The organism is Hydrogenophaga defluvii, from assembly GCF_042665235.1.
GTDB lineage: Bacteria > Pseudomonadota > Gammaproteobacteria > Burkholderiales > Burkholderiaceae_C > Hydrogenophaga > Hydrogenophaga defluvii_A.
Map to the genome: position 1 here is coordinate 127,020 of NZ_JBHTBZ010000013.1, position 26,741 is coordinate 153,760.

General features: G+C 65.0%; 28 protein-coding genes and 2 tRNA genes. 8 read left to right on the forward strand and 22 right to left on the reverse strand.

What is annotated here, in order from left to right; translation table 11 throughout:
- Window positions 1–141 precede the first annotated feature (141 nt).
- The 7 genes from ACFQU0_RS05720 (at window position 142) to ACFQU0_RS05750 (ending at window position 7,606) form a co-directional block, all read left to right on the forward strand.
- Window positions 142–1,773, forward strand: coding sequence for an NAD(P)/FAD-dependent oxidoreductase (locus ACFQU0_RS05720; RefSeq protein WP_382199173.1), 1,632 nt, complete (start codon window positions 142–144; stop codon window positions 1,771–1,773).
- A 129-nt stretch (window positions 1,774–1,902) separates the two neighbouring features.
- Entirely contained in the window at window positions 1,903–3,237 is a 1,335-nt protein-coding gene (locus ACFQU0_RS05725) for an NAD(P)/FAD-dependent oxidoreductase (RefSeq protein WP_382199174.1), read from the forward strand.
- Window positions 3,234–4,100 carry a MipA/OmpV family protein gene (locus tag ACFQU0_RS05730; RefSeq protein ID WP_382199175.1) on the forward strand — a complete coding sequence of 289 codons (867 nt, stop codon included), beginning with the start codon at window positions 3,234–3,236 and terminating at the stop codon, window positions 4,098–4,100. Before ACFQU0_RS05725 ends, ACFQU0_RS05730 begins: the two co-directional genes overlap by 4 nt.
- Window positions 4,093–4,869 (forward strand): lysophospholipid acyltransferase family protein, encoded by a 777-nt coding sequence (locus tag ACFQU0_RS05735; protein ID WP_382199177.1) that lies wholly within the window; start codon window positions 4,093–4,095, stop codon window positions 4,867–4,869. The genes ACFQU0_RS05730 and ACFQU0_RS05735 overlap by 8 nt, the downstream gene beginning before the upstream one ends.
- On the forward strand, window positions 4,862–5,641 hold the full coding sequence (locus tag ACFQU0_RS05740) for a glycosyltransferase family 2 protein (RefSeq protein ID WP_382199178.1): 780 nt from the start codon (window positions 4,862–4,864) through the stop codon (window positions 5,639–5,641). The genes ACFQU0_RS05735 and ACFQU0_RS05740 overlap by 8 nt, the downstream gene beginning before the upstream one ends.
- A gap of 1 nt (window position 5,642) precedes the next feature.
- Window positions 5,643–6,401 carry a class I SAM-dependent methyltransferase gene (locus tag ACFQU0_RS05745; RefSeq protein ID WP_382199179.1) on the forward strand — a complete coding sequence of 253 codons (759 nt, stop codon included), beginning with the start codon at window positions 5,643–5,645 and terminating at the stop codon, window positions 6,399–6,401.
- Window positions 6,398–7,606 carry a cation:proton antiporter gene (locus ACFQU0_RS05750; RefSeq protein WP_382199180.1) on the forward strand — a complete coding sequence of 403 codons (1,209 nt, stop codon included), beginning with the start codon at window positions 6,398–6,400 and terminating at the stop codon, window positions 7,604–7,606. Before ACFQU0_RS05745 ends, ACFQU0_RS05750 begins: the two co-directional genes overlap by 4 nt.
- Window positions 7,607–7,620: 14 nt before the next feature.
- Here ACFQU0_RS05750 and ACFQU0_RS05755 read toward each other — a convergent pair whose 3' ends face one another.
- From ACFQU0_RS05755 to ACFQU0_RS05830, 16 genes are all read right to left on the reverse strand, one after another.
- Complete coding sequence (locus ACFQU0_RS05755; protein ID WP_382199182.1) at window positions 7,621–8,070, reverse strand: hypothetical protein; 450 nt, start codon at window positions 8,068–8,070, stop codon at window positions 7,621–7,623.
- Between the two features lie 90 nt (window positions 8,071–8,160).
- On the reverse strand, window positions 8,161–8,898 hold the full coding sequence (gene fabG / locus ACFQU0_RS05760) for a 3-oxoacyl-ACP reductase FabG (protein ID WP_382199183.1): 738 nt from the start codon (window positions 8,896–8,898) through the stop codon (window positions 8,161–8,163).
- Window positions 8,895–9,329 carry a hotdog family protein gene (locus ACFQU0_RS05765; protein WP_465262187.1) on the reverse strand — a complete coding sequence of 145 codons (435 nt, stop codon included), beginning with the start codon at window positions 9,327–9,329 and terminating at the stop codon, window positions 8,895–8,897. Before ACFQU0_RS05765 ends, fabG begins: the two co-directional genes overlap by 4 nt.
- Window positions 9,323–10,126 carry a beta-ketoacyl synthase chain length factor gene (locus ACFQU0_RS05770; protein ID WP_382199184.1) on the reverse strand — a complete coding sequence of 268 codons (804 nt, stop codon included), beginning with the start codon at window positions 10,124–10,126 and terminating at the stop codon, window positions 9,323–9,325. The genes ACFQU0_RS05765 and ACFQU0_RS05770 overlap by 7 nt, the downstream gene beginning before the upstream one ends.
- Window positions 10,123–11,313 (reverse strand): beta-ketoacyl-[acyl-carrier-protein] synthase family protein, encoded by a 1,191-nt coding sequence (locus ACFQU0_RS05775; protein ID WP_382199186.1) that lies wholly within the window; start codon window positions 11,311–11,313, stop codon window positions 10,123–10,125. Before ACFQU0_RS05775 ends, ACFQU0_RS05770 begins: the two co-directional genes overlap by 4 nt.
- 33 nt (window positions 11,314–11,346) lie before the next feature.
- Window positions 11,347–12,069: an SAM-dependent methyltransferase gene (locus tag ACFQU0_RS05780; RefSeq protein WP_382199187.1), complete on the reverse strand. Its 723-nt coding sequence runs from the start codon at window positions 12,067–12,069 to the stop codon at window positions 11,347–11,349.
- Complete coding sequence (locus ACFQU0_RS05785; RefSeq protein WP_382199188.1) at window positions 12,066–12,866, reverse strand: polysaccharide deacetylase family protein; 801 nt, start codon at window positions 12,864–12,866, stop codon at window positions 12,066–12,068. Before ACFQU0_RS05785 ends, ACFQU0_RS05780 begins: the two co-directional genes overlap by 4 nt.
- Window positions 12,863–13,465 (reverse strand): hypothetical protein, encoded by a 603-nt coding sequence (locus ACFQU0_RS05790; protein ID WP_382199189.1) that lies wholly within the window; start codon window positions 13,463–13,465, stop codon window positions 12,863–12,865. The genes ACFQU0_RS05785 and ACFQU0_RS05790 overlap by 4 nt, the downstream gene beginning before the upstream one ends.
- Window positions 13,466–13,500: 35 nt before the next feature.
- Window positions 13,501–15,822 carry an MMPL family transporter gene (locus tag ACFQU0_RS05795; RefSeq protein ID WP_382199190.1) on the reverse strand — a complete coding sequence of 774 codons (2,322 nt, stop codon included), beginning with the start codon at window positions 15,820–15,822 and terminating at the stop codon, window positions 13,501–13,503.
- Between the two features lie 79 nt (window positions 15,823–15,901).
- On the reverse strand, window positions 15,902–16,471 hold the full coding sequence (locus tag ACFQU0_RS05800; protein ID WP_382199191.1) for a LolA family protein: 570 nt from the start codon (window positions 16,469–16,471) through the stop codon (window positions 15,902–15,904).
- On the reverse strand, window positions 16,471–17,307 hold the full coding sequence (locus ACFQU0_RS05805) for an LpxL/LpxP family acyltransferase (RefSeq protein WP_382199335.1): 837 nt from the start codon (window positions 17,305–17,307) through the stop codon (window positions 16,471–16,473). Before ACFQU0_RS05805 ends, ACFQU0_RS05800 begins: the two co-directional genes overlap by 1 nt.
- Window positions 17,308–17,390: 83 nt before the next feature.
- Complete coding sequence (locus ACFQU0_RS05810) at window positions 17,391–17,696, reverse strand: ApeI family dehydratase (RefSeq protein WP_382199193.1); 306 nt, start codon at window positions 17,694–17,696, stop codon at window positions 17,391–17,393.
- Entirely contained in the window at window positions 17,683–19,032 is a 1,350-nt protein-coding gene (locus ACFQU0_RS05815) for an AMP-binding protein (RefSeq protein ID WP_382199194.1), read from the reverse strand. Before ACFQU0_RS05815 ends, ACFQU0_RS05810 begins: the two co-directional genes overlap by 14 nt.
- Window positions 19,033–19,084: 52 nt before the next feature.
- Window positions 19,085–19,366, reverse strand: a complete 282-nt coding sequence (locus tag ACFQU0_RS05820; RefSeq protein ID WP_382199195.1) for a phosphopantetheine-binding protein — start codon at window positions 19,364–19,366, stop codon at window positions 19,085–19,087.
- A 24-nt stretch (window positions 19,367–19,390) separates the two neighbouring features.
- Window positions 19,391–20,644, reverse strand: coding sequence for a beta-ketoacyl-[acyl-carrier-protein] synthase family protein (locus ACFQU0_RS05825; RefSeq protein WP_382199196.1), 1,254 nt, complete (start codon window positions 20,642–20,644; stop codon window positions 19,391–19,393).
- Window positions 20,644–20,895 carry a phosphopantetheine-binding protein gene (locus ACFQU0_RS05830; RefSeq protein ID WP_382199197.1) on the reverse strand — a complete coding sequence of 84 codons (252 nt, stop codon included), beginning with the start codon at window positions 20,893–20,895 and terminating at the stop codon, window positions 20,644–20,646. The genes ACFQU0_RS05825 and ACFQU0_RS05830 overlap by 1 nt, the downstream gene beginning before the upstream one ends.
- Window positions 20,896–20,912: 17 nt before the next feature.
- Between ACFQU0_RS05830 and ACFQU0_RS05835 the strand changes: the two genes are divergently transcribed.
- Window positions 20,913–21,812 (forward strand): phosphatase PAP2 family protein, encoded by a 900-nt coding sequence (locus tag ACFQU0_RS05835; protein ID WP_382199199.1) that lies wholly within the window; start codon window positions 20,913–20,915, stop codon window positions 21,810–21,812.
- A 167-nt stretch (window positions 21,813–21,979) separates the two neighbouring features.
- Here the strand turns inward: ACFQU0_RS05835 and ACFQU0_RS05840 are convergent.
- The 6 genes from ACFQU0_RS05840 to ACFQU0_RS05865 all read right to left on the reverse strand — a co-directional run bounded on the left by ACFQU0_RS05840 (window position 21,980) and on the right by ACFQU0_RS05865 (window position 26,707).
- Window positions 21,980–22,055, reverse strand: a tRNA-His gene (locus tag ACFQU0_RS05840).
- Between the two features lie 58 nt (window positions 22,056–22,113).
- A complete protein-coding gene (locus ACFQU0_RS05845) occupies window positions 22,114–24,024 on the reverse strand; it encodes a SurA N-terminal domain-containing protein (RefSeq protein ID WP_382199200.1) in 1,911 nt (636 codons plus the stop codon).
- Between the two features lie 75 nt (window positions 24,025–24,099).
- Window positions 24,100–24,175: transfer RNA gene (locus ACFQU0_RS05850), tRNA-Val, on the reverse strand.
- A 22-nt stretch (window positions 24,176–24,197) separates the two neighbouring features.
- A complete protein-coding gene (locus ACFQU0_RS05855; RefSeq protein WP_382199202.1) occupies window positions 24,198–24,470 on the reverse strand; it encodes an HU family DNA-binding protein in 273 nt (90 codons plus the stop codon).
- Window positions 24,471–24,716: 246 nt separating this feature from the next.
- Complete coding sequence (locus tag ACFQU0_RS05860) at window positions 24,717–25,817, reverse strand: tartrate dehydrogenase (RefSeq protein ID WP_382199204.1); 1,101 nt, start codon at window positions 25,815–25,817, stop codon at window positions 24,717–24,719.
- 11 nt (window positions 25,818–25,828) lie between these two features.
- Window positions 25,829–26,707, reverse strand: coding sequence for an alpha/beta fold hydrolase (locus tag ACFQU0_RS05865; RefSeq protein WP_382199206.1), 879 nt, complete (start codon window positions 26,705–26,707; stop codon window positions 25,829–25,831).
- Between the last annotated feature and the right edge of the window lie 34 nt (window positions 26,708–26,741).

Below are 26,741 nucleotides of genomic sequence, written 5' to 3' on the forward strand. Positions count from 1 at the left end.
AAGCGCGGATTTTAGGTGCTTGGTGCCCCACGCTGCGCCACACACTGCGCTCATCAGCCCGCAACCGCCGCCCGTAGCGCTGGGGCACCGCTGGCAGACACCCCGGCCAAACCGGGCAAGGCGTGAAGCGATACTCTGCCCATGGGCAACACACATTCCCCCACCGACGTCGTCATTCTCGGCGGAGGTCTGGCCGGCCTGACGCTGGCCCTGCAACTCAAAAAACGAGACCCCGATACCCAGGTGCTGGTCCTGGAGCGGCGCGCCGACCCGGCACCCGACGCGACCCACAAAGTGGGCGAGTCGTCGGTTGAAATCGGCGCGCACTATTTCGATCAGGTGCTGGGCCTGGGTGACCACCTCAAACAGCACCAGCTCCGCAAGTTCGGTTTCCGCTTCTTCTTCTCCGAGGGGCGCCGAGACATCGACCAGGTAACTGAAATTGGCGCCAGCCGCCATCTCTCGGTGCCCAGCTACCAAATCGACCGGGGCATCTTTGAGAACCACCTGGCACTTGAGGCCAAACGCCGGGGCATCGGGCTCATCGAAGGCGCAACGGTTCGGCAGGTGGCACTCAACAGCGCCTCAGCTGAAGCAGATGGCCCACACCAAGTGGGTTTTGAGCACGGGGGCGACACCCACACGGTGCAGGCGCGCTGGGTGGTGGATGCCAGTGGGCGCGCCGGTTTGCTCAAACGCCAACTCGGCCTGGCCGAACCCAACCAGCACCTGGCCCACGCCGTGTGGTTTCGCATCAAAGACCACATCCACCTCGATCGCTGGAGCAGCGACCCACGTTGGCGTGCACGCTGCGATCCACAAGCGCGTTGGCTGTCCACCAACCACCTGGTGGGCGCGGGCTACTGGGTCTGGCTCATCCCCCTGGCCTCAGGCTCCCACTCGGTGGGCATTGTGGCCGACCCCTCGATGCATCCCTTCACGGACATGAACAGCTTCGACAAGGCCATGGCTTGGCTGGAACACCGCCAGCCGCTGCTGTTCGACGAGCTCGATCAAAAACGCCACCTGCTGCAGGACTTTGCCTGCTTCAAACGGTTTTCGTATGGCTGCAAACAGGTGTTTTCCGCCGAACGATGGGCCCTCACCGGCGAGGCCGGGCTGTTCCTCGACCCGTTTTATTCGCCGGGCAGCGACTTCATTGCCATAGGCAACACCTACATCACCGAACTGGTTGCCATGGACCGGCGGAGCGAGCGCCTGGGCGCCCGCGCACAGATTTTTGACCAGCTGTTCCATTCGTTCTACGACAGCACCATGGCGCTGTACCAAGACCAGTACACACTGTTCGGCGACCCCGAGGTGCTGCCGGTCAAGGTGATCTGGGATTACACCTACTACTGGGGGGTGCTGGCCCAGTTTTTTTTCCACGACCGGCTGACCGATTTGTCCGCGCTGGCAGCGCTGCGTGGCGAGCTGGCCCAATGCCAACAGCTCAATGCGAGCATGCAGAACTTCCTGCGCCAGTGGTCGGGCCTGAGCCTCAAACGCAATCCGGCGGTGATGCTGGACCAAGCACAAATGCCCTGGTTCGCCGAACTCAACCGCAGCCTGACCGACAAGCTCGATGCCAACGGCTTCATCGCCCGCATACGCGAGTCACATGAACGCCTGAACCGCCTGGCGACCGAAATCCTCCGCCGAGCGCAAGCAGCGCACCCCCCATTGGACACCAGCGCGTTGGCCCAATGCCTCTCAGCCACCGCCGATGCCACGGGGACAAACGAACCCATGCTGCACGAAACCCTGCCCTGAACGCCACACACACGCACATGCCCGCACACCGCACGCCCCAAGGGCGGGTGGCAGTGGAGGGACTATCATTCCGGGTTGCCTTCCGATGATCGACCCTTGGTTCCGGCCGACACCCACACGTCTATTTTTATGAATTCAATGGCCCTGGCAGACACCGGCCCCACTTGCGATGTCCTGGTGATTGGCGGCGGCCCCGCCGGATCGACCGCAGCCAGCCTGTTGGCCCAAAAAGGCCACCGTGTGGTGCTGTTGGAGAAGGCCCACCACCCCCGCTTTCACATCGGCGAATCCCTGCTGCCGGCCAACCTGCCCTTGTTTGAAAAAATGGGCATCGCGGACCAAATCAAGGCGATTGGCATGCACAAGCCTGGCGCCGAATTTGTCTCCATGGAGCACAACCGGGCGCAGACGGTGCATTTCGCCGAAGCCTGGGACAAGTCCATGCCCCATGCCTACCAAGTGCGCCGGGCCGACTTCGACAACATCCTGTTCCGGCACGCGGCGTCCCAAGGGGCTGAGGTGCACGAAGGGGTCAAAGTCACCGGGGTGGACTTTCAAGCCCAAGGTGGCGCCGTGGTCAGCGCCCGCAACAACGACGGACAGGACCTACGGTGGCACGCGCGGTTTGTGGTGGACGCCTCTGGGCGCGACACCTTTCTCGCCAACCGTTTCAAGACCAAGCAGCGCAACCCGCGCCACAACAGCTCGGCGGTGTACGCCCACTATGAAGGCGCACAGCGGCATGGCGGCGCGGACGAAGGCAACATCAGCATTTTTTGGTTTGCCCACGGCTGGTTCTGGTTCATACCGCTGACCAACGGCACCACCAGCATTGGCATGGTGACCTGGCCCTACCACATGAAAACGCGTGCTCGGCGCAGCCTGCAGCAGTTCCTGGACGACAACATCGCCACCTGCCCACCGCTGCTGGAGCGGCTGAAACAGGCGCGACAGGTCAGCGACGCCGAGGCCACAGGCAATTTCTCCTACGTCTCGACCTGCACCCACGGTGACAGCTACGTGATGCTGGGCGACGCTTACGCCTTCATCGACCCGGTGTTTTCATCGGGTGTGTGGCTGGCCATGCACAGCGCCGTGGTGGGGGCAGACACCGTAGACACCTGCCTGCGAGAGCCCCACCGCGCGGGCGCCGCGCTCAAGCGGTTCGACCGCACGATGCGGCACGGTCCCAAGGCGTTTTCCTGGTTCATCTACCGGGTCACCAACCCCATCATGCGCGACTTCCTGATGGGCCCCAAGAACGTGTTGCGGGTGAAAGAAGCGATCTTGTCGGTGTTGGCGGGCGACGTGTTCGGCAAAACACCCATCTGGCGCTCCCTCCTGGTGTTCAAGGCCATGTACTACATCGCCAACATCGTCCAGCCCAGGCGCGCCTACCTCGCCTGGCAGCGCCGCCGCGTCAACATCCGCAAGGTGGACGACCCCAGCCTGTACAACGCATGACGCGCCTGCCAACACCACAGGCACGGCATCGCGCACGTGCGCTCATGGGCTGTATGCTGCTGATGGCCGCCGCCGGGCACACCGCACAAGCCGCCCCGGAGCAACCTCTGTGGGAGGTGGGGCTGGGCGCAGCCGCCCTCCACTTCCCGGCGTACCGGGGGTCGGACCAGGGCCAAGGCCTGCTGCTGCCTGTGCCTTATCTGGTCTACCGAGGCGATTTCTTCAAGGTGGACAGGGACGGCGTTCGCGCGCAGTTGTTCGATTCGGACCGGGTGGAACTCACGTTCTCGGGAGCACTCTCGCCGCCAGCGTCCACGCGCGACGTGCGCGCACGCGCCGGCATGCCGGATCTGCGAGCCACCTTCGAAGTAGGCCCCCAGCTCGACCTCACCCTGTGGCAAGCACAGCGGCGCGGCACCACACTCAAGCTGCTGTTGCCCGTGCGCGCAGCCTTCACGCTGGAACAACGCCCCCAACACGTGGGTTGGGTGTTTCACCCCAAACTCAACCTCGACGTCGCGCATGTGGCCGGCCTGGCGGGCTGGAACCTCGGGCTGCAGGCCGGCCCCCTGTGGGGTGACCGCAGGCAACACAACCACTTTTATAGCGTCGCCACACCCTACGCCACAGGCGAGCGGCCCGCCTATGCCGCCGCTGCTGGTTTCGGGGGCATGCAGTACGTTGTTGGCGTGTCCAAACGCTACCCCAACCACTGGGTGGGGGCGTTTTTGCGTTACGACAATCTCAACGGCGCCCGTTTTGTGAACAGCCCTTTGGTGAGAACCCGACACCATGTGGCGGCCGGGGTGGCGGTGTCCTGGGTCCTGGGTTCGTCCGCCACCCGTGTCGCCGTTGATGACTGAGCAGCTTGCGCAGCGCCGGCCGCTGTGGGCGGTGTACGAGCACGTCGCCATGGTCGTTGGGTTGGGGAGCCTGGCCCTCATGTGCCTGGCGTGGTTGCCTTTTGCCATGTTGCTGGGCCCCGTGCTGCCGCCTGCCACGGGGCAGCGGCTGGGCCGCCAAGCCATCATGTGGGGTTTTCGCGTTTACCTGCGTGTGTTGGGTGCCGTGTGTGGCTGCCGTTTCGACCTCTCCGAACTCGACAGCCTGCAACACGACGGCCCGCTGATCATCGCCGCCAACCACCCGTCCCTGCTGGATGTGGTGCTGATCGTGTCCCGCTTGCCCAATGTGCTCTGTGTCATGAAGGCCAGCTTGATGCACCACCCGCTGTTCGGCGCCGCCGCGCGGCTGGCGCGCTACATCCGCAACGACGGCATGTTGCAAATCGTCCAACAAAGCCGCGAGGCGCTGCCGACCGGCGCGCAGGTGCTGATCTTCCCCGAAGGCACACGAACGGGCACGTTTCCCCTGGGCGCCCTGACGCCCACCTTGGGACTGATCACCCAACGCTCGGGTGTGCCCGTGCAAACCGTGATCCTGGAGTACTCCACGCCCTACCTGGGCAAAGCCTGGCCGCTGTGGCGCAAGCCCATGCTGCCGCTGCGTTGCCGCGCGCGCCTGGGACGCCGATTCGACGCGCCCACCGACCACGCCCTATTCACCCAAACGTTGGAAGCCTACTTTCGACAGGAATTGACCCCGCCTGCACAGGCCATCCACGATGACTGAGACCCCACCCGCCCCTTCGACCACCCATGTGGTGTTGATCCCGAGCTACAACCCCGGCGCCGGTGTGCTGGAGACCGTGCGCCAGGCCCGCGCGCAATGGACGCCTGTCTGGGTCGTTGTGGACGGCAGCACCGACGGCACCGACGCCAGCCTGCAGGCCATGGCCCAAAACGACCCAGGCTTGCGGGTCATTGTGCTGCCACAGAACCGGGGCAAAGGCTCAGCCGTGCTCGAAGGCATCGATCAAGCCGCCCGGGCCGGCTTCACACACGCCCTGACCATGGACTCCGATGGCCAGCACCCGGCCCATCTGATTCCCACTTTCATGGCCGCGTCCTCGCAATCGCCTGCGGCCATGGTGCTGGGCAAACCGGTGTTCGGTCCGGAAGCGCCCGCCCTGCGCGTCAACGGGCGCAAGGTGTCCAACGGCTGGGCCAACCTGGAAACCTTGTGGATGGGCATCGGCGACTCGCTCTACGGCTTTCGCGTCTACCCCATCGCGCCCCTGTCCCGCATCATGCACGCCAACCGATTCATGCGGCGTTTCGACTTCGACCCCGAAGCGGTGGTGCGGCTCTGTTGGGCGGGCGTGCGGCCCATCAACATCGACGCGCCCGTGCGCTACCTCAGCGCCGAAGAAGGTGGCGTCTCGCACTTCAAATACCTGCGCGACAACAGCCTGCTGACGTGGATGCACACCCGCCTCTTCCTCGGCTTCGTGGCCCGACTTCCCCTGCTGATCTGGCGCCGACTGCGCACCTTCGGAGAATGACATGAACCCCACCCCAGAACGCACCGCCGCGCTGAAGTCCGACCCGCGCATGCAGCGCTACTTCAAGTCCGAAGCCGAACGCCGCGCCATGACACAAGCGATGTTCGACGAAGCGGCCTCGGGCTACGACAAGGCCGAAGCCCTGACCGCGATGGGCAGTGGCGCCTGGTACCGCCGCGACGTGCTGCAACGCAATGGCCTCAAACCCGGCATGGCCTTGCTGGACGTGGCCGCTGGCACCGGGCTGGTCACGGTGGCCGGGCACGAGCTGGTCGGCCCCCAGGGCCGCGTGTGGGCCTTGGACCCCTCGCCCGGCATGTTGTCTGAACTGCGCAAAAAGGTGAAGGTGGAGACGCTCGTGGCCTACGCCGAGGCCATCCCACTGCCCGATGCCCAGGTCGACTTTGTCTCCATGGGCTACGCGCTGCGGCACGTGAGCGACCTGAACCTGGCATTTGCCGAGTACCTGCGTGTGCTGCGCCCGGGGGGACGTGTCTGCATCATGGAAATCAGCCGCCCGAACAACCGGGTGCTGCGTGGCCTGCTGCACTTTCACCTCTCCGTGATTGTTCCGGTGTTGGCGCGCCTCACACGCCGCCACGCCGACGTGCAGCGCCTGTGGGCCTACTACGGCGACACCATCGAATCCGCGCTGGAGCCACAACCCATACTGGACGCGTTGAAACGAGCCGGTTTTGTCGACGTGGCCTGCTCGGTGACCCTGGGCGTTTTTCGCGAATACACCGGACGCCGCCCGTGAACACCACCGAAATTTTTCTCATCGCGATGCTGATCATCTTCAGCATCCCCTGGTTGGTCTGGCGCCTGTGCAACACCGACTACTACGCCCCCCTGGTGGTCGTGCAGATCGTCATGGGCATCGTGCTCGGCCCCGGCGTGCTGGGGCACTGGTTTCCGGCGTACTACGACTTTGTGTTCACACCCACCGTGGTGCACTCCCTCAACGGCATCGCTTGGTGGGCGGTCATGTTGTTTGTGATGATTGCGGGTGTCGAGCTCGACCTCAACAAGGCTTGGCAACACCGCCGCGAGAGCGGCATCACAGCGGGCTTTGCCCTGGGCGCACCCTTGCTGCTGGGCTGTGCCGCTGCCGCCGTGTTGTTGGGTTTTGACGGCTGGGTGGGTCAGCAAGCGCAGCCCTGGCAATTTGTCGTGGGCATTGGCATGGCCTGCGCCGTCACCGCCTTGCCCATACTCATCCTGCTGATGGAGAAGCTCGACATCCTGCGCCACCCCCTGGGCCAGCGCATTCTGCGCTACGCCAGTCTGGACGACATCGCCATCTGGGGCGTGCTCGCCTTGATCCTGATGGACTGGAGCCGCATCGGCAAACAGCTCGCCTTCCTGGTCGGGTTTGTGGTGCTGGGTTGGGCGTTTCGCCGCCTCATGGCGTGGCTGGACGAAAAAGACCGCTGGTACGTGGCACCCATCTGGCTCGCCTTGTGCGGGCTGGGCTCTGACTGGGCGGGGCTGCATTTCATGGTTGGCGCATTCCTCGCAGGCGCCATCATGGACGTCCACTGGTTCAACCAAGACAAGCTCGACCAACTGCGCCACCACGTGCTGCTGATCATGATGCCCGTGTTTTTCCTCTCCACCGGCCTGCGCACCAACTGGGCCGTGGGCGGCACCGAGGTCTTCGCGGCAGCCGCGCTGCTGCTGGTCGCATCGGTGGCCGGCAAACTCGTTGGTGTGCGCTTGGCGGCGCGCGTGTTGCGCTGGCCCGCAGGAGAGGCCTCCATCATTGGCTGGCTGCTGCAAACCAAGGCCCTGATCATGATCATCTTCGCCAACATCCTGCTCGACAAGCAGGTGATCACCAACGAAACCTTCACCGCCCTGCTGCTGATGGCCGTGGCCAGCACCATGCTGACCGTGCCCATGGTGGAGCCGCTGATGCGGCGTGCGCGCGCGTTGGCCGGTTGGGCCAATCAACGCACCTGATCCTGCGCCAACGTCTACGAGTTGCTGCAGCCCACCCGCTCGACTTTGATCGCGCCCATCACCGACACACCCTTGGCGGTGTTCTCCCCGCTCATGACCGAGGCGCCGTTGCTGGACGACGCCAAGCGGGCGCTGCAATGCAGCTTGATGTCCATGCCGCCCATGACATTGACCGCCGCACGCAGGCAGTACCACCCCTGGGGGTTGAGCAACTCGATGGCGGAGCCTCCCATGACGTTGACGCCCGGGTTGACCATCACAAGGCTCGGGCCGGGCGTGACCTCGCGGTCCGCCGTGCCCGGGCCAATGCCAAACACCTTGACCGAGGTGGCCAGCGTCCTGTAGCTGGGATTGGGGCCGAAGGGGTGTTCACCCCAGGCCGCCAGGCAGGCCTGAAGCGCGCCGCCCTCATTGTCTTGCGCGTGGCTCGGGCCTGCAGCCGCCCATGTGAGGCAGGTGGCCAAGAGGCAGGATAGGTGTCGGAGGTGTCGGAGGTGTCGGAGGTGCCGCATGTGTTTCGTTTTCCGGCCCACATCGAGCCTGCAGGGGAGCGATCAGATCATCGCCCCATTGATAGAAATGACCTGTCCGGAAATGTAGCCTGCCTGGTCTGAGGCCAAAAAGGCGACCAGGTTGGCGACCTCTTGCGGCTGGCCCACACGTTGCATGGGCACCAGGCGCTTGACCATATCCGCATCGAAGCTGCCCTCGATCATGCTGGTGGCGATGAGCCCCGGCGCAACCGCATTGACCGTCACGCCCCGGCTCGCCAGTTCCAGCGCCAGCGATTTGCTCGCCGCGTGCAGCGCGCCCTTGGCCGCGGCGTAGTTCACCTGCCCCCGGTTGCCCGCCACGGCGGCCACCGACGAGATGCTGACGATGCGGCCCCAGCGCGTGCGCATCATGGGCATGGTCAACGGCTGGGTCACGTTGAAAAAGCCATTGAGCGACACGTTCAGCACACGGTCCCATTGCGCGCCGCTCATGCCCGGAAACACCGCGTCGTCGTGGATGCCGGCGTTGTTGACCAGAATCTGGATCGCGCCCGCTTCGGTCAGGGCCTCCAGCGCAGCGGCGGTGGCGGCACGGTCGGTGATATCGAAGGCCACGGCCTCGGCGCTGCCACCCTCGGCCACGATCTGCGCGGCGATGGCCTGCGCTTTCTCTAAGCCCCGGTTGGCGTGCACGATGACGTGGTGGCCGTCGGCGGCCAGGCGCTGGCAAATGGCGGCGCCGATGCCGCCGCTGCCACCGGTGACCAAAGCACGTCGGCGGGTGGATGAAGAAGTCATAGGGATTGTGCGTCGAGCACCACCGAGGCGCGGCCTTCAAGCACGCAGCGCTCGCCGTGGTGGATGTGGAATTGGTAAAGGATGAGGCGGGTGTCGCCCGACAGCCGCTCGGCGGCCACATGCAGCGGCCCGGCCAGATCGTCCAGGCGGTTCACGTGCAGGCTCAGGCCACGCACACTGGTCAGAAAACCTCGGGTGGGCGCCGCGTCGGATGGCGCCAGCAAAGCGCCGTGCACCGCCATGGCCTGCGCCGCGTACTCCACACCAACCGCAGCACCCAGGCGCCCGGCCGCACGCAAGGGGTTGGCCGGGTCCCTGTGGCTGATGGCATCACAAACGATGCGCTCCCCGTTCCATTCGAGTACGTTCTGCAACAGACACATGTTGCCCTGGTGGGGAATGTGCGCGGCAATCCACGCGTGGTTCAGCACGTTTGAAGCTCCAGTTGAAGCTGCATGGGTGCCAGGTAGTCCAGCACCACGGCGCCCGCCATGCCATGCGCCAGGCGATGCAACAGCGGCAAGGCGCGCATGGCCGGGATGTTCCGGCGCAACTGCTCCAGCGCCGGCACCGCCAACACGTCGGCCGGCTCGCGGCTAGCCGTCACCGCGACAGAAGCCAGCGAACGCTCGCTGCGTTGCGCGCTCAACAACAAGGCCACGCCGCCGCAGTCGGGCGTGTCGCGTTTGGCGTGCAGCGGTGCGGGGTATTCGCTGTCGTAGGCCACCAGCAACACCGGCCCGCCGCCCAGGGCCACCTGGGCCAGGGCGTCCAGCAGGCCAGCGCCGAAGCTGGCATCGAACGCGCCCAGCACCTGGCAAGGCGCCATGCTGCGCGTGGCGATGCCCCAGTAGCCGGCGGCGGCGTTGTGCACCGAGTTGTGAAAACGTGTGGGCGAAATCTGGCGGTCGTCGCCCGCGAGCTGCTCACACAGCGCGTGGCAGTTGTGGCCGTCGGCGCCCGAGGCCGAAAACACCGTGGCCAGCGTGGCGGCGTCGGCGCCCGCATGGGTCACCGCCTCCAAGCCCACCCCCAGACTGAGCCGGATCACGCGGCTGGCGCGGCGGCGTTCGGCCGGGGGCAGCAACATGGGCGCGGGCAGCACGCTCGGGGCCGGCACATAGGCCGTCTCTTCGCGCAGCACCGCCGCTGCGGTTGGCCAGTCGGGCAAACCGGGTGCGATCAGACCAACGCCGTTGATCCAGGCTTGCAAAGGTGTGGGGTTCATTGCGCCACCCCCAACACGAGGCTGCAATTGCTGCCACCAAATCCGAACGAATTGCTCAGCGCGTGGCGCAGCGGCGCATCGGCACCGTGGCGCTGGTAGCGGATCGGGATGGACGGGTCGAGCACGCCGGTACCGGGGCTGCCGGGCAGGCGCCCGTCGGTCAGCGCCAGCGCGCAGATGATGGCTTCGATGGCGCCGGCAGCGCCCAAGGTGTGGCCCATGTAGCCCTTGGTGGAGTTGGCCGGCACAGTGTCGCCGAACAGCGCGCTCACGGCCTGGCCTTCGGCCGAATCGTTGGCGGGCGTGGCGGTGCCGTGCAGGTTGATGTAGCCCATGTCTTGTGCTTGCAGGCCCGCCGAGCGCAGCGCGGCCTCCATGGCCAGGCGTGCGCCCAGGCCCTGCGGGTGGGGCGCCGACATGTGGTACGCGTCGCTGGACTCGCCCACGCCCAGCAGCAGCACCGCGCCGGCCGCTGGGGCAGCTTGGCGCTCCAGCAGGGCAAAGGCCGCGCCCTCGCCGATGGAGATGCCGTCGCGTTGTGCGTCGTAGGGCCGGCAGGGTTGTGTCGAGGTGAGTTGCAGCGAGGCAAAACCGTAGAGCGTGGTCAGGCACAGCGAATCGACACCACCGACAACGGCCGCATCGATGGTGCCCAATGCGAGGTGGCGCGCCGCTGCGGCAAACACCTTGGCGCTGGACGAGCAGGCGGTGGAGATCGCCATCGCCATGCCTTCCAACCCAAAGTGGTCGCGCGTGAACTCGGCAAGCGAGAACGCGTTGTGGGTGCTGCGGTAGTGGAAGTCGTCGGGCAGCGCGCCACGCTCCGGGTCGCGCCGGCGGTAGGCCAGCTCGGTCTGAAGGATGCCGGCGGTGCTGGTGCCCAGGAACACGCCCACGCGGTCGGCGCCGTAACGCGCGGCCGCCTCGCGCACGCGATCGGCAAAACCATCGGTCTCCAGCCCCATCAAGGTGAGGCGGTTGTTGCGGCAGTCGTAGCGTGCCAGCGCGTCGGGCAAACGTTGGGCATCCACACCGGGCACCTCACCGACCCAGGTGTTGAGCGCGACCGATTCGAAGGCGCAAGCGGTCAGCGCGGAACGCTCGGCGCGCAAGGCCTCACGGTGCGCCTGCAGGCCACGCCCGAGGGCGGTGGTCAGCGTGTAGGCAGAGAGCTGGACAGGGTTCACAACAAGCGGGGCAACAAGGCCATGGGTTGAGGATCAGGCGGGCACACGGCACGCCAGCATCACGTTGGCAAAGGGTTTGCCGTGGCTCATGGGCTCGGACTCGACCACAAAGCCCAGCCCCGTGAGCAGCGTTGTCCACTCGGCAAGGCTGCGGCAGTAGAGGCGCGGCAGGCGGTGCCCCCGCGCGAACGTGACCAGGTGGTCCACCCAGTTGGAAATGTGGAAAGGCAGGCCCGCACTGGCGTCGCCAATGCGGGTGAGGAACAGGCCACCGGGTGGCAGGGCCGCGCGTATGCGCTGCAGCACCTGGGCCTGCTGTTCGTGGGGAAAGTAGTGCAGTGCGTCGAGCACCGTGACCACATCCACCTGCCCAAAGTCGGCTTGGTTCATGTCGCCACGTTCGACGCGAACCACCGCGTGGTTGGCGCCAAAGCAGCGGGCCGCGCGGTCCACGTCGTTCTGCATGAGCTCGATGCCACGCATGCTTTGAAAATGGGGCGCTGGGGACCAGTCGGCGGGCCACTGGCCACGCGCGTGCATGCGTTGAGCGGCCAACAGCCAGCCAAACAGGCTGCCCTGCCCACAACCCAGGTCCAGCAAACGACCTGTGGCGGGCAACAAACCCAAACGCAGCACCTCCCGGAAAATCGGGTCGGAGCCGAGCTTGCCACGCGCATAGTGGTAAGCAAATGGCCCGGCCACTTTGAACGGCTGGGTCGCTTCGTCAAGCAGGGTTCTAAAAACGGAATCGGTCATGTCAGCGACTGTTGCAATGTCACGGTGTGGAGTCCCTGGGCTTTGATGCAGGCCAACAGCGCCGGCAAGGTGGCGAGGATGACGGCTTGCCCCTCGGGCGTGCGCGCGGCGTGGCCATCGTGCATGAGCAGAATGTCCCCCGGACCCAGCCCACGCGTCAGCCGCTGCAAGACCTGCTGCGGGCGGCCATCGCGGGTGTCGTAAGGCCGGCGCGTCCACGCGGCGAGATGCAGGTCCAGGCTGGCCAGCACCGGCTCCAGGAAGGGGTTGCGCAGGCCTGCCGTCGGGCGAAAAAACAGCGGCGCCTGGCCGGTGATGTCGCTCAGGCTGGCCTGCGCGGCTGAGATGTCGGCCCGCATGCGGCCTGGGCCAAACAGCGAGAACAGGTTGGAATGCGCGTCACTATGGTTTTCGACCCGGTGGCCCCGCGCGACGATCTCGCGGCACAAGGCGGGCTGTGCCCGTGCCCGCCAGCCAATACAAAAGAAGGTGGCTTTGGCGCCTGCGGCATCCAGCAGGTCCAGCACACGCGGCGTGACGTGCGGATCGGGACCGTCGTCGATCGTCAATGCCAGTTCGTGCCGCGCCTGCGAAGCGGGCGGCAGACGGGTGAGGTTAGGCCCCAGCAGGCTCGTTCGCGGCAGCAGTCCGGCACCCGTAATGACCGCGTGGTTGAGCGCCAGCGCACCCAGCGCCCAGGGCCAGATCGCCGGCACGGCAGCGGTGCCCAACACGGCCCCCAAATGGAGGGCGGCCGAGGCTTTGAGCGCGGGTGAGATCGTCCAGGCGCGGCTCATGCCAACACAGGAAAGTGACGCTGGTCAAGAAAACGCTGCCACAGCGGCAGCCACGCCGCCCAATCGTGGGCCCCCGGCACCGTGACGTGGGTGGCCGTTGGCAGTTGAGTGGCCAACATCTGCATGCCGTCGGCAAAACGGTCCTGTTCGCCGTAGCCCATGAACACCGGAACCGGCGGCAGTGGCGTTTTGAGCCACGTCCACAGGCGCACATCGGGGTCGGATTGCTGGTCGGCAGCGGGCTGCCAGGCATGGAGCCCGCCCGCACGGCGGATGGCGTTGGTGGTGATGCGCCCACCCGCGTAGGGCGCGAGCAGGCACAGGCCATGCATCGTGCCGTGCCGCCCGGCCAGGCACGACAAAGCCAGTTGACCACCACGCGATATGCCCCCCAGCCAGACACGCTGGTAGCGCTCGCGGGCCGGTGCCAGCCAGTCCTGCTCCAAGCGTTGCAGCGCGACCCGGTTGTCGGCCCCCTCGGCGTGCAGATCGGGCGCGATGAGGTCCAGCGCCAACGCGCGCTGCGCCACCTCGGCAAACAGCCCGGCGCCGCGCATGTGCTGCGGCGTCATCAAGGCGCCCGGCAGCATGATCAGCACGCTGGTGGCGCCACATTCATGTCGCTCCGTCGCGTTCACTTGCCACCCTTGGGATAGACCAGCACCGCAGACAACAGCAGCGCCAGCAAAGCCCCCGGGCCGACCGTGATGCCCACGGCCTGCAGCACGGGCACGCTGGAACTGGCCAAGGTGCCAAAACCGATCACGGTGGTGAGCACGGCCACCGACATGGACATCAATGTCGCCTGGTCCAGCGGTTCTCCTGCCGCCGCGCGGTCGAAGAACAACGCGTAGTTGGAGCCCACGGCCACGATCAGCAACATGCCCACGAGGTGCAACAGGTGCAGCCGCGCACCGGAGAGGTGCAGCAGCGCGATCACGCAGGCCACCGTGAGCGCCAGGGTGAACAAGACCCGCGACAAACGCAGGGCCGAGCGCATGGTGAAACCGAGCAGCACCGCAATGGCCACCACACCCGCCAGCGACAGTTGCACCGCTTCACTCATGTAGCCGCTGTAGAGCGATTCGAACTCGGTCTTGAGATCCACAAACACGGCCCCGCTGCCTGCCAGCGTGGCACGAATCTGGTCGGTGGGCAGGCTGGATTCAGGTGCGTCCGCCGTCGGCCGCAGCGGCAGCATCGCGGTCCATCCACCGTGCTGGTTGCGGGTCAACATCGAGTCCACCGCCAGGGCCAGCGCACTGCCCTCCAGGTCGGCGCGGCGCACCACACCCTGGCTGCGGGCCGCCGTCACGTCGGCCAGGAAAGGCCCGAGCTTGCTCGAAGACAGGGGCGAGTCGGCCAGTGCCCGGTCAAGCCGGGCCTGCAATTCGGCGGGCTCGGGCACGCTGGCCAGCCGCTGGCGCTGCAATTGTTCGCTGGGCAGAAAACGTGCGGGGCTGTCGTAGCCACCGATCACGCCGGCCTCCACCAGCCGGTCCAGCCGCTGGCCAGCACGTTCGGCGGCCTGCAAGGCGCCCTCCTGATCGGGCGCCGCCACGGTCACGAGGTAACGCGCGTCGGGCGCGGCGAGGTCGGTTCGCATGCGCGAATCGGCCGAGGCTTCGGCCGCGCTCACGGTGGACAACGCCGACAGGTTGCCATCCCACAAACCATCGCGCACCTGCCACAGGTAGGCGCCCACCGCCACCGTCAGCACCACCGCCAGCCAGCGCAGGCGGTGGGCCTGGTTCAACAGCAACAAGCCCTGTTTCACCCACGGCCCCGACTGCGGCACGTTGACACCTGCGCTGGTCAGTGCGGGCAACACAAAACGGGTCACCAGGGCCGCCGTGACCACACCCGACAAGGCGTACAGGCCCAGCTGCGCGAGCCCCGGAAAACCCGAGAACAACAAGGCACCGAAACCGATGGCCGTGGTCAAAACGCCCAGCCGGATGGTCGGCCAGAACACCCGGCGCCATTGGTGGACCCCCTGGTGCCCTGCCTGCACAAAGTAATAAATGGCGTAGTCCACCGCCTCGCCAATCAAAGCCGACCCGAAACCCACGGTGATGCCAAACACCGTGCCATGCACCAAGCTCACCGTGACGATGCCGGCAAGCGTGCCGCTCAGCACGGGAATCAAACCCAACAGCAGCAAGCGGAAGGAACGGTAGACCGCAAACAGCACCAGCCAGATGGCGACGGAGCTGATGAGGGACAGGCGGGCAACCTCGGCCTTGATGGTCGCGCGCGATTGCACAGCGAACTGGCCCGGCCCCGACAGGTTCAATTTCAGTTCCGAATGCCCGGTGGCCTGCAGCGTTTGGGCGAAGGCCAGGCGCACCGTGTCGATGGCGGCGGCCTGACCATCGGTGTCGGAGCCGGGGGCGCGCGTCTGCAGCAGCAGCATGGCACGCTCGCCATTGCGCGAAGCCCAGACACCCGCCCGCATCTGCGGCTGCGCGGCCGAGTCAAGTTGACCCAGCACGGCGAGCACCTCCCCCGTGGGGTCGTTCGCGAGGTAGGGCTTGAGCAACACGCCTGCCGGCGAAGAGAGCAGGTCAATGGTGTCGGCAACGGCGGTGCGCAGGCCCTCTTCGGTGAAACGCTCGGGCGAGACCGCCGGGCTGAGCTGGTAGCGGTAGCGCAGCAGCACGTCGCGCTCGCCCTCGAGCCCGCCAGCCTCACCGTTCTGCACCGAGACAAAAGCGCCACTGCTGGCCAGTTGGGTGCGCAACCCGCGCGAGACGGCGGCACGTTGTGGCGCGTCACCGCCTTCAATCGACAGCATCAACAGGCGCGACACCGCACCGTCACGCATCTGCTCCACCAATGCCTGTTGCTCCATCGAGGGCTCAGACGGCAGAAAAAACGACATGTCCGCCGAAAAGCGGCTGTTCCACACCACAGCCACCCCAGCCAGCATCAGCGCCAGCCAAATCAAAAACACCCTGACCGCGGTCGACCTCACTGGACCATCCCCATCGGGTGCACTGCGGTGAAAAACCCTTCGCGCGAACGGGCCGGGCTCATGGGGTCTCGATGGGGTCGATGCTGATCTCCGACCGGTCGCCGTCCACCTGCAGGTATTCGATGTGGCGCACCTGGCGTTGGGCGCCACTGACCGTGATGCGCTGGAGCAGCGCCGCGATGGCCGGCTCGATCGGGACCAAGGTCAACACCCATTGGCCAGACTCGCCTTGCAGGCTCAGCCGGTAGTTCTGTTCCAGCACGTGGCGGTTGCCCGACAAGGTGCTGCGGATGCTGTCCACAAAAGCCAAAGCCTCCGGGCGGCTTTGCAGGTTGATGGAGAGCTTGCGCTTGTCTCGCTCCATGCTGAGGGTGTCCTTGTCGAGCACCATGGTCTCGGGTTTGGGCAACAGCGTGCGTTTTTCCAAGCGGTCGGGCGGGCTGTACACCATCTCACCGCTGGACAAAACCGGCTTATCCAGCACGGCCATGTGGCGCTTCTCGACAAACCGCGCCCGCCCGCCTTTGTGGCTGGCCAGGTCGCTCATCAACTGTTCGATGTCGTAGGCGGCCTGGGCCACACCGGCGAACCCCAGCCACAACAAGGCCACCAGACCAAAACGTTTCATCATTTTTTTTGCCAAAAATCGAAAAAGTTGAACCAGTTGTAGGGCGCCAGTTGGCACAGCCGCGCCAGGCTGTCCGCGTAGGCCTGCACCGCGTTGTGAATCGCCGCGTCGCGGTCACCGCGTTTGACGTGCGAGAAATCGGCCAAGGGCTCAAAGTGCAGTTGGTAGCGGTTGCCACCCAGGTAAAGGCCGGCCATCAGGAACACCGGGCGCTTGAGCAGTGCGGCCATGCGCCACGGCCCGAGTGGAAACGCGGCCGGCTCGCCCAGGAATTCCACCGACAACGCGGGGTCATCGTTCAGCGAACGGTCGGCCAGCATGCCCACCAGGAAACCCTGGTCCAGCTTGTCGCGCACCTCCAGCATCGACTCCAGATGCCCGAGCGAAATGATGTCTTGCATGGCCTTGGGGTTGATGGCCGCGAGCGTGGCGTTGAGCTTGCGCGCGTTCTGTTCGTACATCAGCATGGCCACACGCAAGCCTTTTTTGCCCCGCCCCATGGCACGCAGTACCTCAAAACTGCCCAGGTGTGCCCCCATGAGCAAGGCGCCAGGCTGCCGCTGAAGTTGCTCCAACACCGCCTTGTCGCCCACCACCTCCACGTCAAAGAGATCAAAGCGGTCGTTCAGCAGGTAGATGCGGTCGTGGATGGTGCTGGCAAAACTGAACACATGGCGGTAGCCATCGCGCCACGTCGCCCAGCGTCCCAGGACCTTGTGCAGATACGCGCGGCTCGCACGGCGCGCGGCCGGCGCAAACAACACAAAATAGACCGCGATGCCGTGCAGCACCAGGCGCCCCATTCGGCGTCCGAAGGACAGCGAGATCCAAACCATCAGGCGCAAGATGGCGAGGTTGCTGCGCTCCTGGCGCCGCAACCACTCGGGTTGGGGCCCTTGGGTCTGGGGGCTGTGTGTGGTCACGGCGATCCAGGTGTCAGGCTGCCCACCGCAACGTCGCGCTCGGCACAGCGAACCACAAACGAAAGCCCGCCACGCGCACCCGCCTCCAGCATGAACGAGAGCTCGTCGCCGGGACCGCTCGGGCTGAGGAACTTGACTTGGCCCACCTGCCAGGTGCTGACGGCGCCATCGAAATGGGATTGCGCTAGGCACAGCACCTGGTCCAGCACCACCACACCGGGCACGATGGGGTGCCCCGGAAAGTGCCCGGCCAAGGCGGGGTGGTCGAACGGCACGCGCCAGACCCGTTCAAGCCTGGCCATGGCCCACCCGCTCTCGGTACAGCGCCTGCAGCGTGGTTCGCAACAGTTTGCCGGTGCTGTTGCGCGCCAGCGCATCCACAAACACCAGGGGACGTGGCAGGAACAGGCTGTCGATGCGTTCGCGCAAGGCACGCTGCAAGGTCTCGGCCGACAGCCCGGGCGCCACCACAAAAGCGGTCAAACGTGTGATGGCACCGACCTCGTCGTGGCTGTTGTCGGGCAGAAAAAAAGCCCCATCCAACACACCATCGATGGCACACAGTTGGTGGTTCAAGTACGCCAATGAACTGCGTTTGCCCGCAATGTTGACGAGGTCGGCGTGCCGGCCATGCAACAAAAACGCGCCGGCATGCTGGAGTTCGATGATGTCCGACAGGGGCACGCGGCCCTCCACGTGGCCATCGCGGGCGTAGGTGGTGTCGTTTTCCTGCTCCAGCACAACACCGGGCAACAGGTGCCACGGCGGACCGTCGCTTGTGCGCCGGCAAGCCAACTGCCCCGATTCGGTGGAACCGTAAATTTCGTGCACCGGCGCCCCGCCCCGTTGCTCGACGCGAACAGCGAGGTCGGCACCCAGCGGCGCGGTGGCGGACAGGCAGATGTCCAGCGCCGGCCAGACCAGATCGGACGCGAGCAATGCGGAGAGATGGTACGGCGTGGTGACCAGCATGCGCGGGCGCGGTACGGCGTGCAATGCGTCCGCCACGTCTTGGGGGTAAAAGGGCTTGCCACTCCAGAAACTGCAGCCGCCATGCAGGGCGAGCAAAAAGCTGGACTCGAAACCGTAGCTGTGCTGTGCGGGCACGGTGGCCACCAGCACCGGCGGGTGGTCGCCCAGGCGCAAGCCAGCGGCTTCGGCCTGGCCGTTTTGCACCAGCCGCCCCCAGGTTTTGGCGTGAGGTTGGGGCACGCCCGTGGAACCGGATGTGAACAGAATCGCGACCACACGATCCGCTTCGATCTCGGGCATCACGGTCACGTCGCTCAAGGGCAAGGTGTTCAGGTCGGGGAAATCGATGCGGGTCACACCGGCCACATCCAACGCACTGTCAACCACCGCGAACGTGCCGGGGTGGTCGTGCGCCAAGCGTTGAAGCGTTTCGACCGCGTGCGACGCCGGCTGCAAGCTGGTCTTGCCGGTCAACAAGCAGGCGGCAAACAACACGGCAAAGTGGTAACGGTCTTCGCACAGGTTGAGCACCCCCGTGCCCTCGGGCAAAACGGCGGCGACGGCCTGAGCGTGGCTCAAAAACGCCCGCACCCGCACGGGCCCACTGGGACGCCACGCGATGACGTCGTCCATGGCGCGGCCGCTGATCAAAGGGCAGGTCGTCATGCCCACACCTGTTGACCGCTGACGGTCCAGCGGCGCTCCAACAACACCGGTCTCATTTGGTTCGCTGGCTGGCAATGTGGGCGGTGAGCGTCCGCAGCGATGCGTAGATTTGATCGTTGTGCTCGTTGTCTGAGCGCAACTGAAAACCGTAGTGCTTGGAGATGACCAGCGAAATCTCCAGCATGTCGATGGAGTCCAAACCCAATCCATCGCCATACAGCGGATCGTCTGGGTTGATGTCTTGTGGCGACACCTCCAGGTTGAGGGCTTCGATGATCAACGCAGCGACCTCGATCAAGAGATCATCGATGGACTGGGTGGACACTAGAGACATGGCTCGGCTCGCAGAGAGTTGGATTTAAGAAGTCGCACGAAACGCCAACACGGCGTTGCTGCCACCAAAGGCAAAAGAGTTGGACAAGGCCACCGCGAACGGCACCCGGCGCCGACCTTCAAACACGTGATCCACACCCTCGCAGGCGGGGTCCAGGCGACCACACAAATGGGCGGTGGGCGGAATCGCCTGTTGGCGCAACGCCAAGACAGTGGCCAAGGCCTCCATGGCCCCGGCAGCGCCCATGAGGTGGCCATGCATGGATTTGGTGGCACTCACGGCCACCGAAGGCGCGTGTGCGCCCAGCACGGTTTTGAGTGCCTGAACTTCAACCGGGTCGCCCTCCACCGTGGCGGTGCCGTGTGCGTTGACATAGCCCACATCGCTGCCGTTCAAACCACCGTCTGACAGCGCGGCACGCAAAGCACGCGCCTGGCCTTCGGCCTGGGGGCGCACCAAGTGGCTGCGGTCACAGCTCGCGCCATAGCCCACCACTTCGGCATGGATGCGGGCGCCGCGGGCCACGGCATGGCCCCAGTCCTCCAGCACCATCGCGGCAGCGCCCTCGCCCAGCACCAACCCGGCGCGGTCGGCAGCAAACGGCCGGCAAGCCGTTGGTGCGGTCTCGACGTCGCCCGGCGCGATCAGCCGCATGGCCTCCCAGGCTTTGCCGACACCATAAGCCTGCGTCGCATCCGAACCACCCGTGATGGCCACCGTGGCCTCGCCCGAGCGCACGCGGCGAAACGCCTCCCCAATGGCCACCGTCGACGAGGCACACGCAACGGTGTGGCTCATGCTGATGCCACCCAGCCCCAGCTGGATGGACAGGTGGGCGTTGACAGCGTTGTTCATGCCCAGCACCACCGACAAAGGCGAGAGGCGATCACGCCCGTTTTGCCACATGTCGCGGTAACCTTTTTCAAAGGCCAGAACGCCACCCAATGCTGTGCCCCAAATACAGGCCCAGTCATTGCGGTCATCGGGGTCGGTAGGCACCCGCTCCAGACCGGCGTCGTGCCAGGCATCGAATGCGGCCGACACGCCAAGATGGGCAAAGCGCTCCATCATCATGGCCAGGGGTTTGCCCAGAGCAGCCACCGCATCAAAACCTTGGCAGGCCACAAAAGGCATGGCCAAAGGTCGCGTTTTGTCTTCGGTCAACACGAGACGGACCGCCGAACGACCTTCAAGCAAATGCTCGAAGAACGCGTCCACGCCGCCCCCATACGGACTCACCACCCCCAGACCGGTGATGGCCACACGGCGTCGATCCATCACTGCGCAGCGTCAGCGGTTTTGACCGCCAGCAGGCGCTCAATCAATTCGACAATATCGCCCACCGACTTCGGAACGGCCACATCAGATTTGATCGAAAGACCCAGCTGGTCCTCTGCCTCAAACATCAGCTCGGCGAGCAAAAGTGAATCCACACCCAGATCGACCAGCAAGGCCTCGTTCACAACTTGATCAGGTGTCGCGCCCAGACGCTCGAATAAAAATTGGCGAATCAGTTCGGTCGGTTGCATGAGATGAATTTTTTTTGATGGGCATTGCGCCGACGACGCCCTCGCCTACAAAGCCCTGCCAGCGGATGAATTGCTCAAAGCGCGAGCCTGGCGCGCACCGCAAACGGGCTGACCTCTCCTCACAATTGATTGTACAACCGTCACAATGTGGGGTTACATCGCCCGTTGCCGCACTTTTAGCCATCATGACCGACCCACAGCGCGAGATCCCACGCGCACGCGAACTGCCGTTTTCCCCATGGGCCGCGAACTCAGAAACGAACACGCCCGACACCTCGGGTTGGCTGGCTCGATTGGGCAGGCGTTTTGCCATCGATTGGCCCCTCAAATCTTTCGGCAGCACCACCATCACACTGCTGTTTTTTTGGGCCTACTTCTGGATACTTGCCAACCTCGACCGCCCGGCAACAGTGATGCCAGAAATCTGGCTGGACCAATGGATAGGATTTGTCCCGTCGGCATTTCCGGTCTACCTCTCACTGTGGCTGTATGTCTTCCTGGCACCAGCGGTGATGGGCAACAAGCGCGCTTTGGTCTGGTTTGGATTGGGCATGGGCAGCATGTGCCTGTTGTCATTGGCGATTTTCTGGTGGTTTCCCACCCGCACACCCACCGTCAACATCGACTGGAGCCTCTATCCGGGCCTGGCCCTGATCAAAGGCGTGGACGGCGCCGGCAACGCATGTCCCTCCTTGCATGTCGCATCCGCGGTGTTCAGCTTGTGCTGGCTGCAGCGCATATTCAAAGAGTTGAGGACGCCGGCCGCCCTTCAATGGACGTCGCTGGTTCTGTGCACCGCCATCATTTGGTCAACCATGGCAACCCTCCAACACGTGGCACTCGACGTGGTGGCAGGAACCGTAATGGGTATCGTGTTTGGCGCCGGCTCGCTGGCCCAGGCAAAAAGCACGGCCTGATTCTGCCCCGGTGCGGGCGCACGCCTCGCTGAGCCAAACACCCGGTGTGACTGGAGCCATGACGTGAACGGTGTGTGCCCTGGTGCCACATTTTCCCATTTGGGAAATTTTTACGGGGCCAGCAACGACAAAGCCCGGTCAAAACCGGGCTAAGTGCTTGAATCATATGGGGTGGCTGATGGGACTCGAACCCACGACAACAGGAATCACAATCCTGGACTCTACCAACTGAGCTACAGCCACCGCAGAGCCTGCAATTATAGCGTGTGATTTGCTCGTTTTTTCACGAACCTCGCAGAGATCACGATCCTGACGCGTTGACCTTGGGTTCGGGCACGCTGATTTCGGCCTTGTACTTGGCTTTGAGGTGGGCCATGTAGGCGGCGGCCTCAGCACCTACCCAGAGTTCTGCCAGCTCATTGGCTTCCTGGCGCGCCACCTCCGCAGCAGGCGCCGTGCGCGGCACCGACTTGACGACTTTGGCGATCACGTAGCCAGCCGGCCCCTCATCCAGCCCCAGCCACGCCGGTCCAGAAGCGAGGTCGGCCGACAACACGGCCGTCAGCACCTTGAGGGGCAGGCCTTCACTGCTGTCGCGCGAAACGGTGATCGCTGCGGGCAGCTGGGCATCACCCGGCTGGGCGCGCCAGGCAGCCAGCTTGGCTTCGCCGTCGGCTTTGGCCAGGGCGGCGGCACGCTCGGCCACCAAACGGGCACGCACCTGCGTTGCCACGGCCTCCAGCGGTTGGGTGGCGGCTGGCGCGTACTGCATCACGCGCGCGGCGGCCAACTGGTTGGCCCCCAGTTCCACGGCCTCGGTGTTGCGCTTCTTCTGCACCGAGTCGGTTGCGAACAGGGCTTCGAGCAACTTGGGGTTGGACAACACACCGGGCCGCCCCTCGCGCGTGAGGCCCTTGACGGTGACCACCTTGAGTTTGAGCTTGTCGGCGGCGGGCGCCAGGCTGTCGGCCTGTTCGTACACCAGGTTGCTGAACTGCTCGGCCACCTCGGCAAACTTGCGTTGTGCCTGCTGCTTCTTCAACTCGGGCTCGAGTTCGGCACGCATGGATTCGAAGCTGCGCTTGGGCGGGCTCTTGATATCAGTGACCTGGATGATGTGGAAGCCGAACTCGCTTTCGACCACGTCAGAGATTTGCCCCTTTTCGAGCGCAAAAGCCGCGTCTTCGAAGGACTTGACCATGGCACCACGGGCGAAGTAGTCGAGGTCGCCGCCGTTGCGGGCGGAACCCGGGTCTTGCGATTCGGCACGGGCCAGTTCGGCAAACTTGGCCGGTGTGGCACGCAGTTGCTCACGCAAGGCCTGTGCTTTGGCCTTGATTTTGGCCTTGTCGTCGGCCGACGCGCCTGACGCCACCGTCAGCAGGATGTGGCTGGCACGGCGCTGCTCGCCCCCGGAGAGCCGGGCCAGGTTTTGTTCGTAATAGGCCTTGAGGTCGGCCTCGGCCAGGGTGATGCCGCTGGCAACGGCGTCCAAGTCCAGCACCACGTACTCCACGTCGGCCTGCTCGGTGGACTGGAACAAGGTCTTGTTGGCGTTGTAGAACTCGGCCACATCGGCGTCAGTCACCTGCACACGCGACTCGAAATCACGGGGCGACAGGCGACGCCACTGGATCTCGCGGCGTTCGAAGTAGGCATCGCCCATGGCCTTGGAGACGGCCGGGGACACAAAACCCGAAGCGCGCAAGCCCTGTAGCACTTGGCGGCGCGACAGTTCGGCGCGCAAGCCGGATTCGAACATCTCAGGCGTCATGCCCTGGGTGCTGAGAAGTTGCCGGTACTGGCTCATGTCCAGCGTGCCGTCGGGTTTGCGCAGCGACGCCACCACGGGGTCCTGTTGCAGCTGCTGTGCCAAGCGGGCATCGCTGGTGAGCAGGCGGTCTTTTTGCGACGCCAGCGCCAACAGCCGCTCGTCCACCAGGCGGCGCAGGCTGTTGTAGCGCGCCGCTTCTGTGTCAAGCAATCTGCGGTCCAAGGTGGGCGACGACGCCAACACGTTCTCGGCGTAGCGCTGATGCCAGGCATCCCACTCCTGCTGCGTGATGTCCTGTCCTGCCACTTGCGCCACACGCTGACCACCTTCGTTGAAGCGGCTGTATCCCTCGATGCCAAACAGCACAAACGATGGAATGATGAGGATCATCAAAAAGCCCATCAGGTACTTTTTGTGGTTGCGGATCGAATCGAACATGCGTGAACCTGCGGTGAAGGCATGAAGCCCTGAGGGCAACAGCAAAAAGGCGAACCGGGGTTCGCCTTGGGTGGGTGGTGGGTCCTGACGGTCTCGAACCGCCGACCTACTCCGTGTAAAGGAGCCGCTCTACCAACTGAGCTAAGGACCCCCTGTCAACAGGGTGTGCCTGCTCAGTTCAGGGCGTCTTTCAACGCCTTGCCTGGACGGAACTTCGGCACCTTGGCGGACTTGATTTTAATCGCAGCGCCGGTGCGCGGGTTGCGGCCGGTGCGGGCCGGGCGCTTGGTGACGGAAAACGAGCCAAAGCCCACCAGCGACACGGTGCCACCTTTTTTCAGCGTGGTGCGCACGGCGCCGGTGATGGCGTCCAGTGCACGGGTGGCTGCGGCCTTGGAGATGTCGGCCTGGTTGGCGATGTGTTCGACCAGTTCAGATTTGTTCACAAGAAGCCCCTCAAAATTGGATTTGGTTGAAAGAACCACGGCCGCAGGGGAAGACTGCGGCCGTAAGCAAAGAAAACCGGCTTGCGCCCACAGCACCGAGGCACGGCGAGGCGTTTGACAATTACACCTATGGGCCGCCGAGCCTGTCAATACGCCACTGACCTGTGGGTGCGCTGAGCGCCAAGCGAGCGGGCATTCTAGACGCAAAGCTTGCGCTCGCACGCCCATCGAGCTGTAAGGAAATCGTCAGGCTGATGCGCGCAACATCTGCTCGATGGCAAGGCCCACATCGCGGGTGCCAGCGGTGCCGCCCAGATCGGCGGTGCGCGGTGCGCCACTGCCTGGCAACAACACCGCCTCGATGGCCGCCAGCACGGCGTCGTGTGCGGCGCGGTACCCGAGGAAGTCCAACATCATGGCGCCACACCAGATTTGCCCGATGGGGTTCGCGATGCCTTTGCCGGCAATGTCCGGCGCCGAACCGTGCACCGGCTCGAACAGCGAGGGCATGGTGCGGTCGGGGTTGAGGTTGGCGCTGGGCGCGATGCCGATGGTGCCGGTGCAGGCCGGACCCAGGTCCGAGAGGATGTCACCAAACAAGTTGCTGGCCACCACCACATCAAAGAAATCGGGGCGCTGCACAAAGTGCGCGGTCAGGATGTCGATGTGGAACTTGTCCACGTTCACGCCCGGGTAGGCCTTGGCCATCTCGGCCACACGCTCGTCCCAATAGGGCATGGTGATGGCGATGCCATTGCTTTTGGTGGCGCTGGTGAGGTGCTTTTTGGGGCGCGACTGCGCCAGCTCGAAGGCGAACTTGAGCACGCGGTCCACACCAAAACGCGACATCACCGTTTCCTGCATCACGATCTCGCGCGGTGTGCCCTGGTACATGCGCCCGCCGATGCTGGAGTACTCGCCCTCGGTGTTCTCGCGCACGATCATCATGTCGATCTCGCCGGGCTGGCGCGGGCTGCCGTCGCGCCGCACCACGGGGGCGGTCACACCGGGCATGAGGCGCGCCGGGCGCAGGTTGATGTACTGGTCGAACTCGCGGCGGAACAACAACAGCGAACCCCACAGCGAAACGTGGTCGGCGATCTTCTCAGGCCAGCCCACGGCGCCGAAGTAGATGGCCTCGTGGCCACCGATCTGGTCTTTCCAGTTGTCGGGCAGCATCTGGCCGTGTTTCTCAAAGTAGTCCCAGCTCGAAAAATCGAAGTGATCGAACTGCAGCGGGATGTTGAACTTCGAGGCAGCCGCCTCCATCACGCGCAGGCCCTCCGGCATGACTTCCTTGCCAATACCGTCGCCAGCGATGACCGCGATGCGGTGGGTGGTGCTCATGGGGTTCTCCTTCAGGGTTTGAAAAACGACAAGGCCTCGGCCAACACGGCCTCGGGCGATTCTTCGGCGAGGTAATGGCCACACGGCAGGCTGTGGCCACTCACCTGACGGGCGCGCTCGCGCCACAAGGGCAGCACATCAAAACAACGCCCCACCGCACCGTGTTCGCCCCACAACACATGCAGCGGCATGGGCAGCAGGCGGCCCGCCGCCACATCGGCGCGGTCGTGTTCGAGATCGATGGTGGCGCTGGCGCGGTAGTCCTCACAAATCGACGTGGCGGTGCCGGGCAACGCGGCGCAGCGCTCGTAGTCGGCCAGCGCAGCGGCATCGAACGCGGCCAAGCCCGCGTGGCGCGCACCCATCACGCTGCGCACGTAGCGCACCGGGTCACTGGCTATCAAGGCCTCGGGCAGAGGCGGTGGCTGGATCAGGAAGAACCAGTGCCAGTAGGCGCGCGCAAACGCCTCGCTGGTCTGGGCGTACATCGCCAGCGTGGGCGCGATGTCGAGCAACATGAGGCGACTCACGGCCTCGGGGTGGTCGGCCGCCAGGCGGTGCGCCACACGCGCACCCCGGTCGTGGGCCAGCACGCCGAAATGATCGAAGCCCAGGTGCTGCATCACCGCCAGCGCATCCAGCGCCATCTCGCGTTTGCTGTGGGCCAGGTGTTGCGCGTCGGGCGCGGGGCGCGACGAATCGCCATAGCCCCGCACATCCATCAGCACCACGGTGAAGTGGCGTGCCAGCGTGGGCGCCACGCGGTGCCACATGGCCATGGACTGCGGGTGGCCGTGCAGCAGCAACAGGGGCGGGCCACCACCGGCCACGCGCACCTGCAGACGCACACCGTTGCGTTCCACCACCAGCGGCTTGAATGTTTCCCACATGGCGCCCAAGCTTACGCGCAACATCGGCAACAAT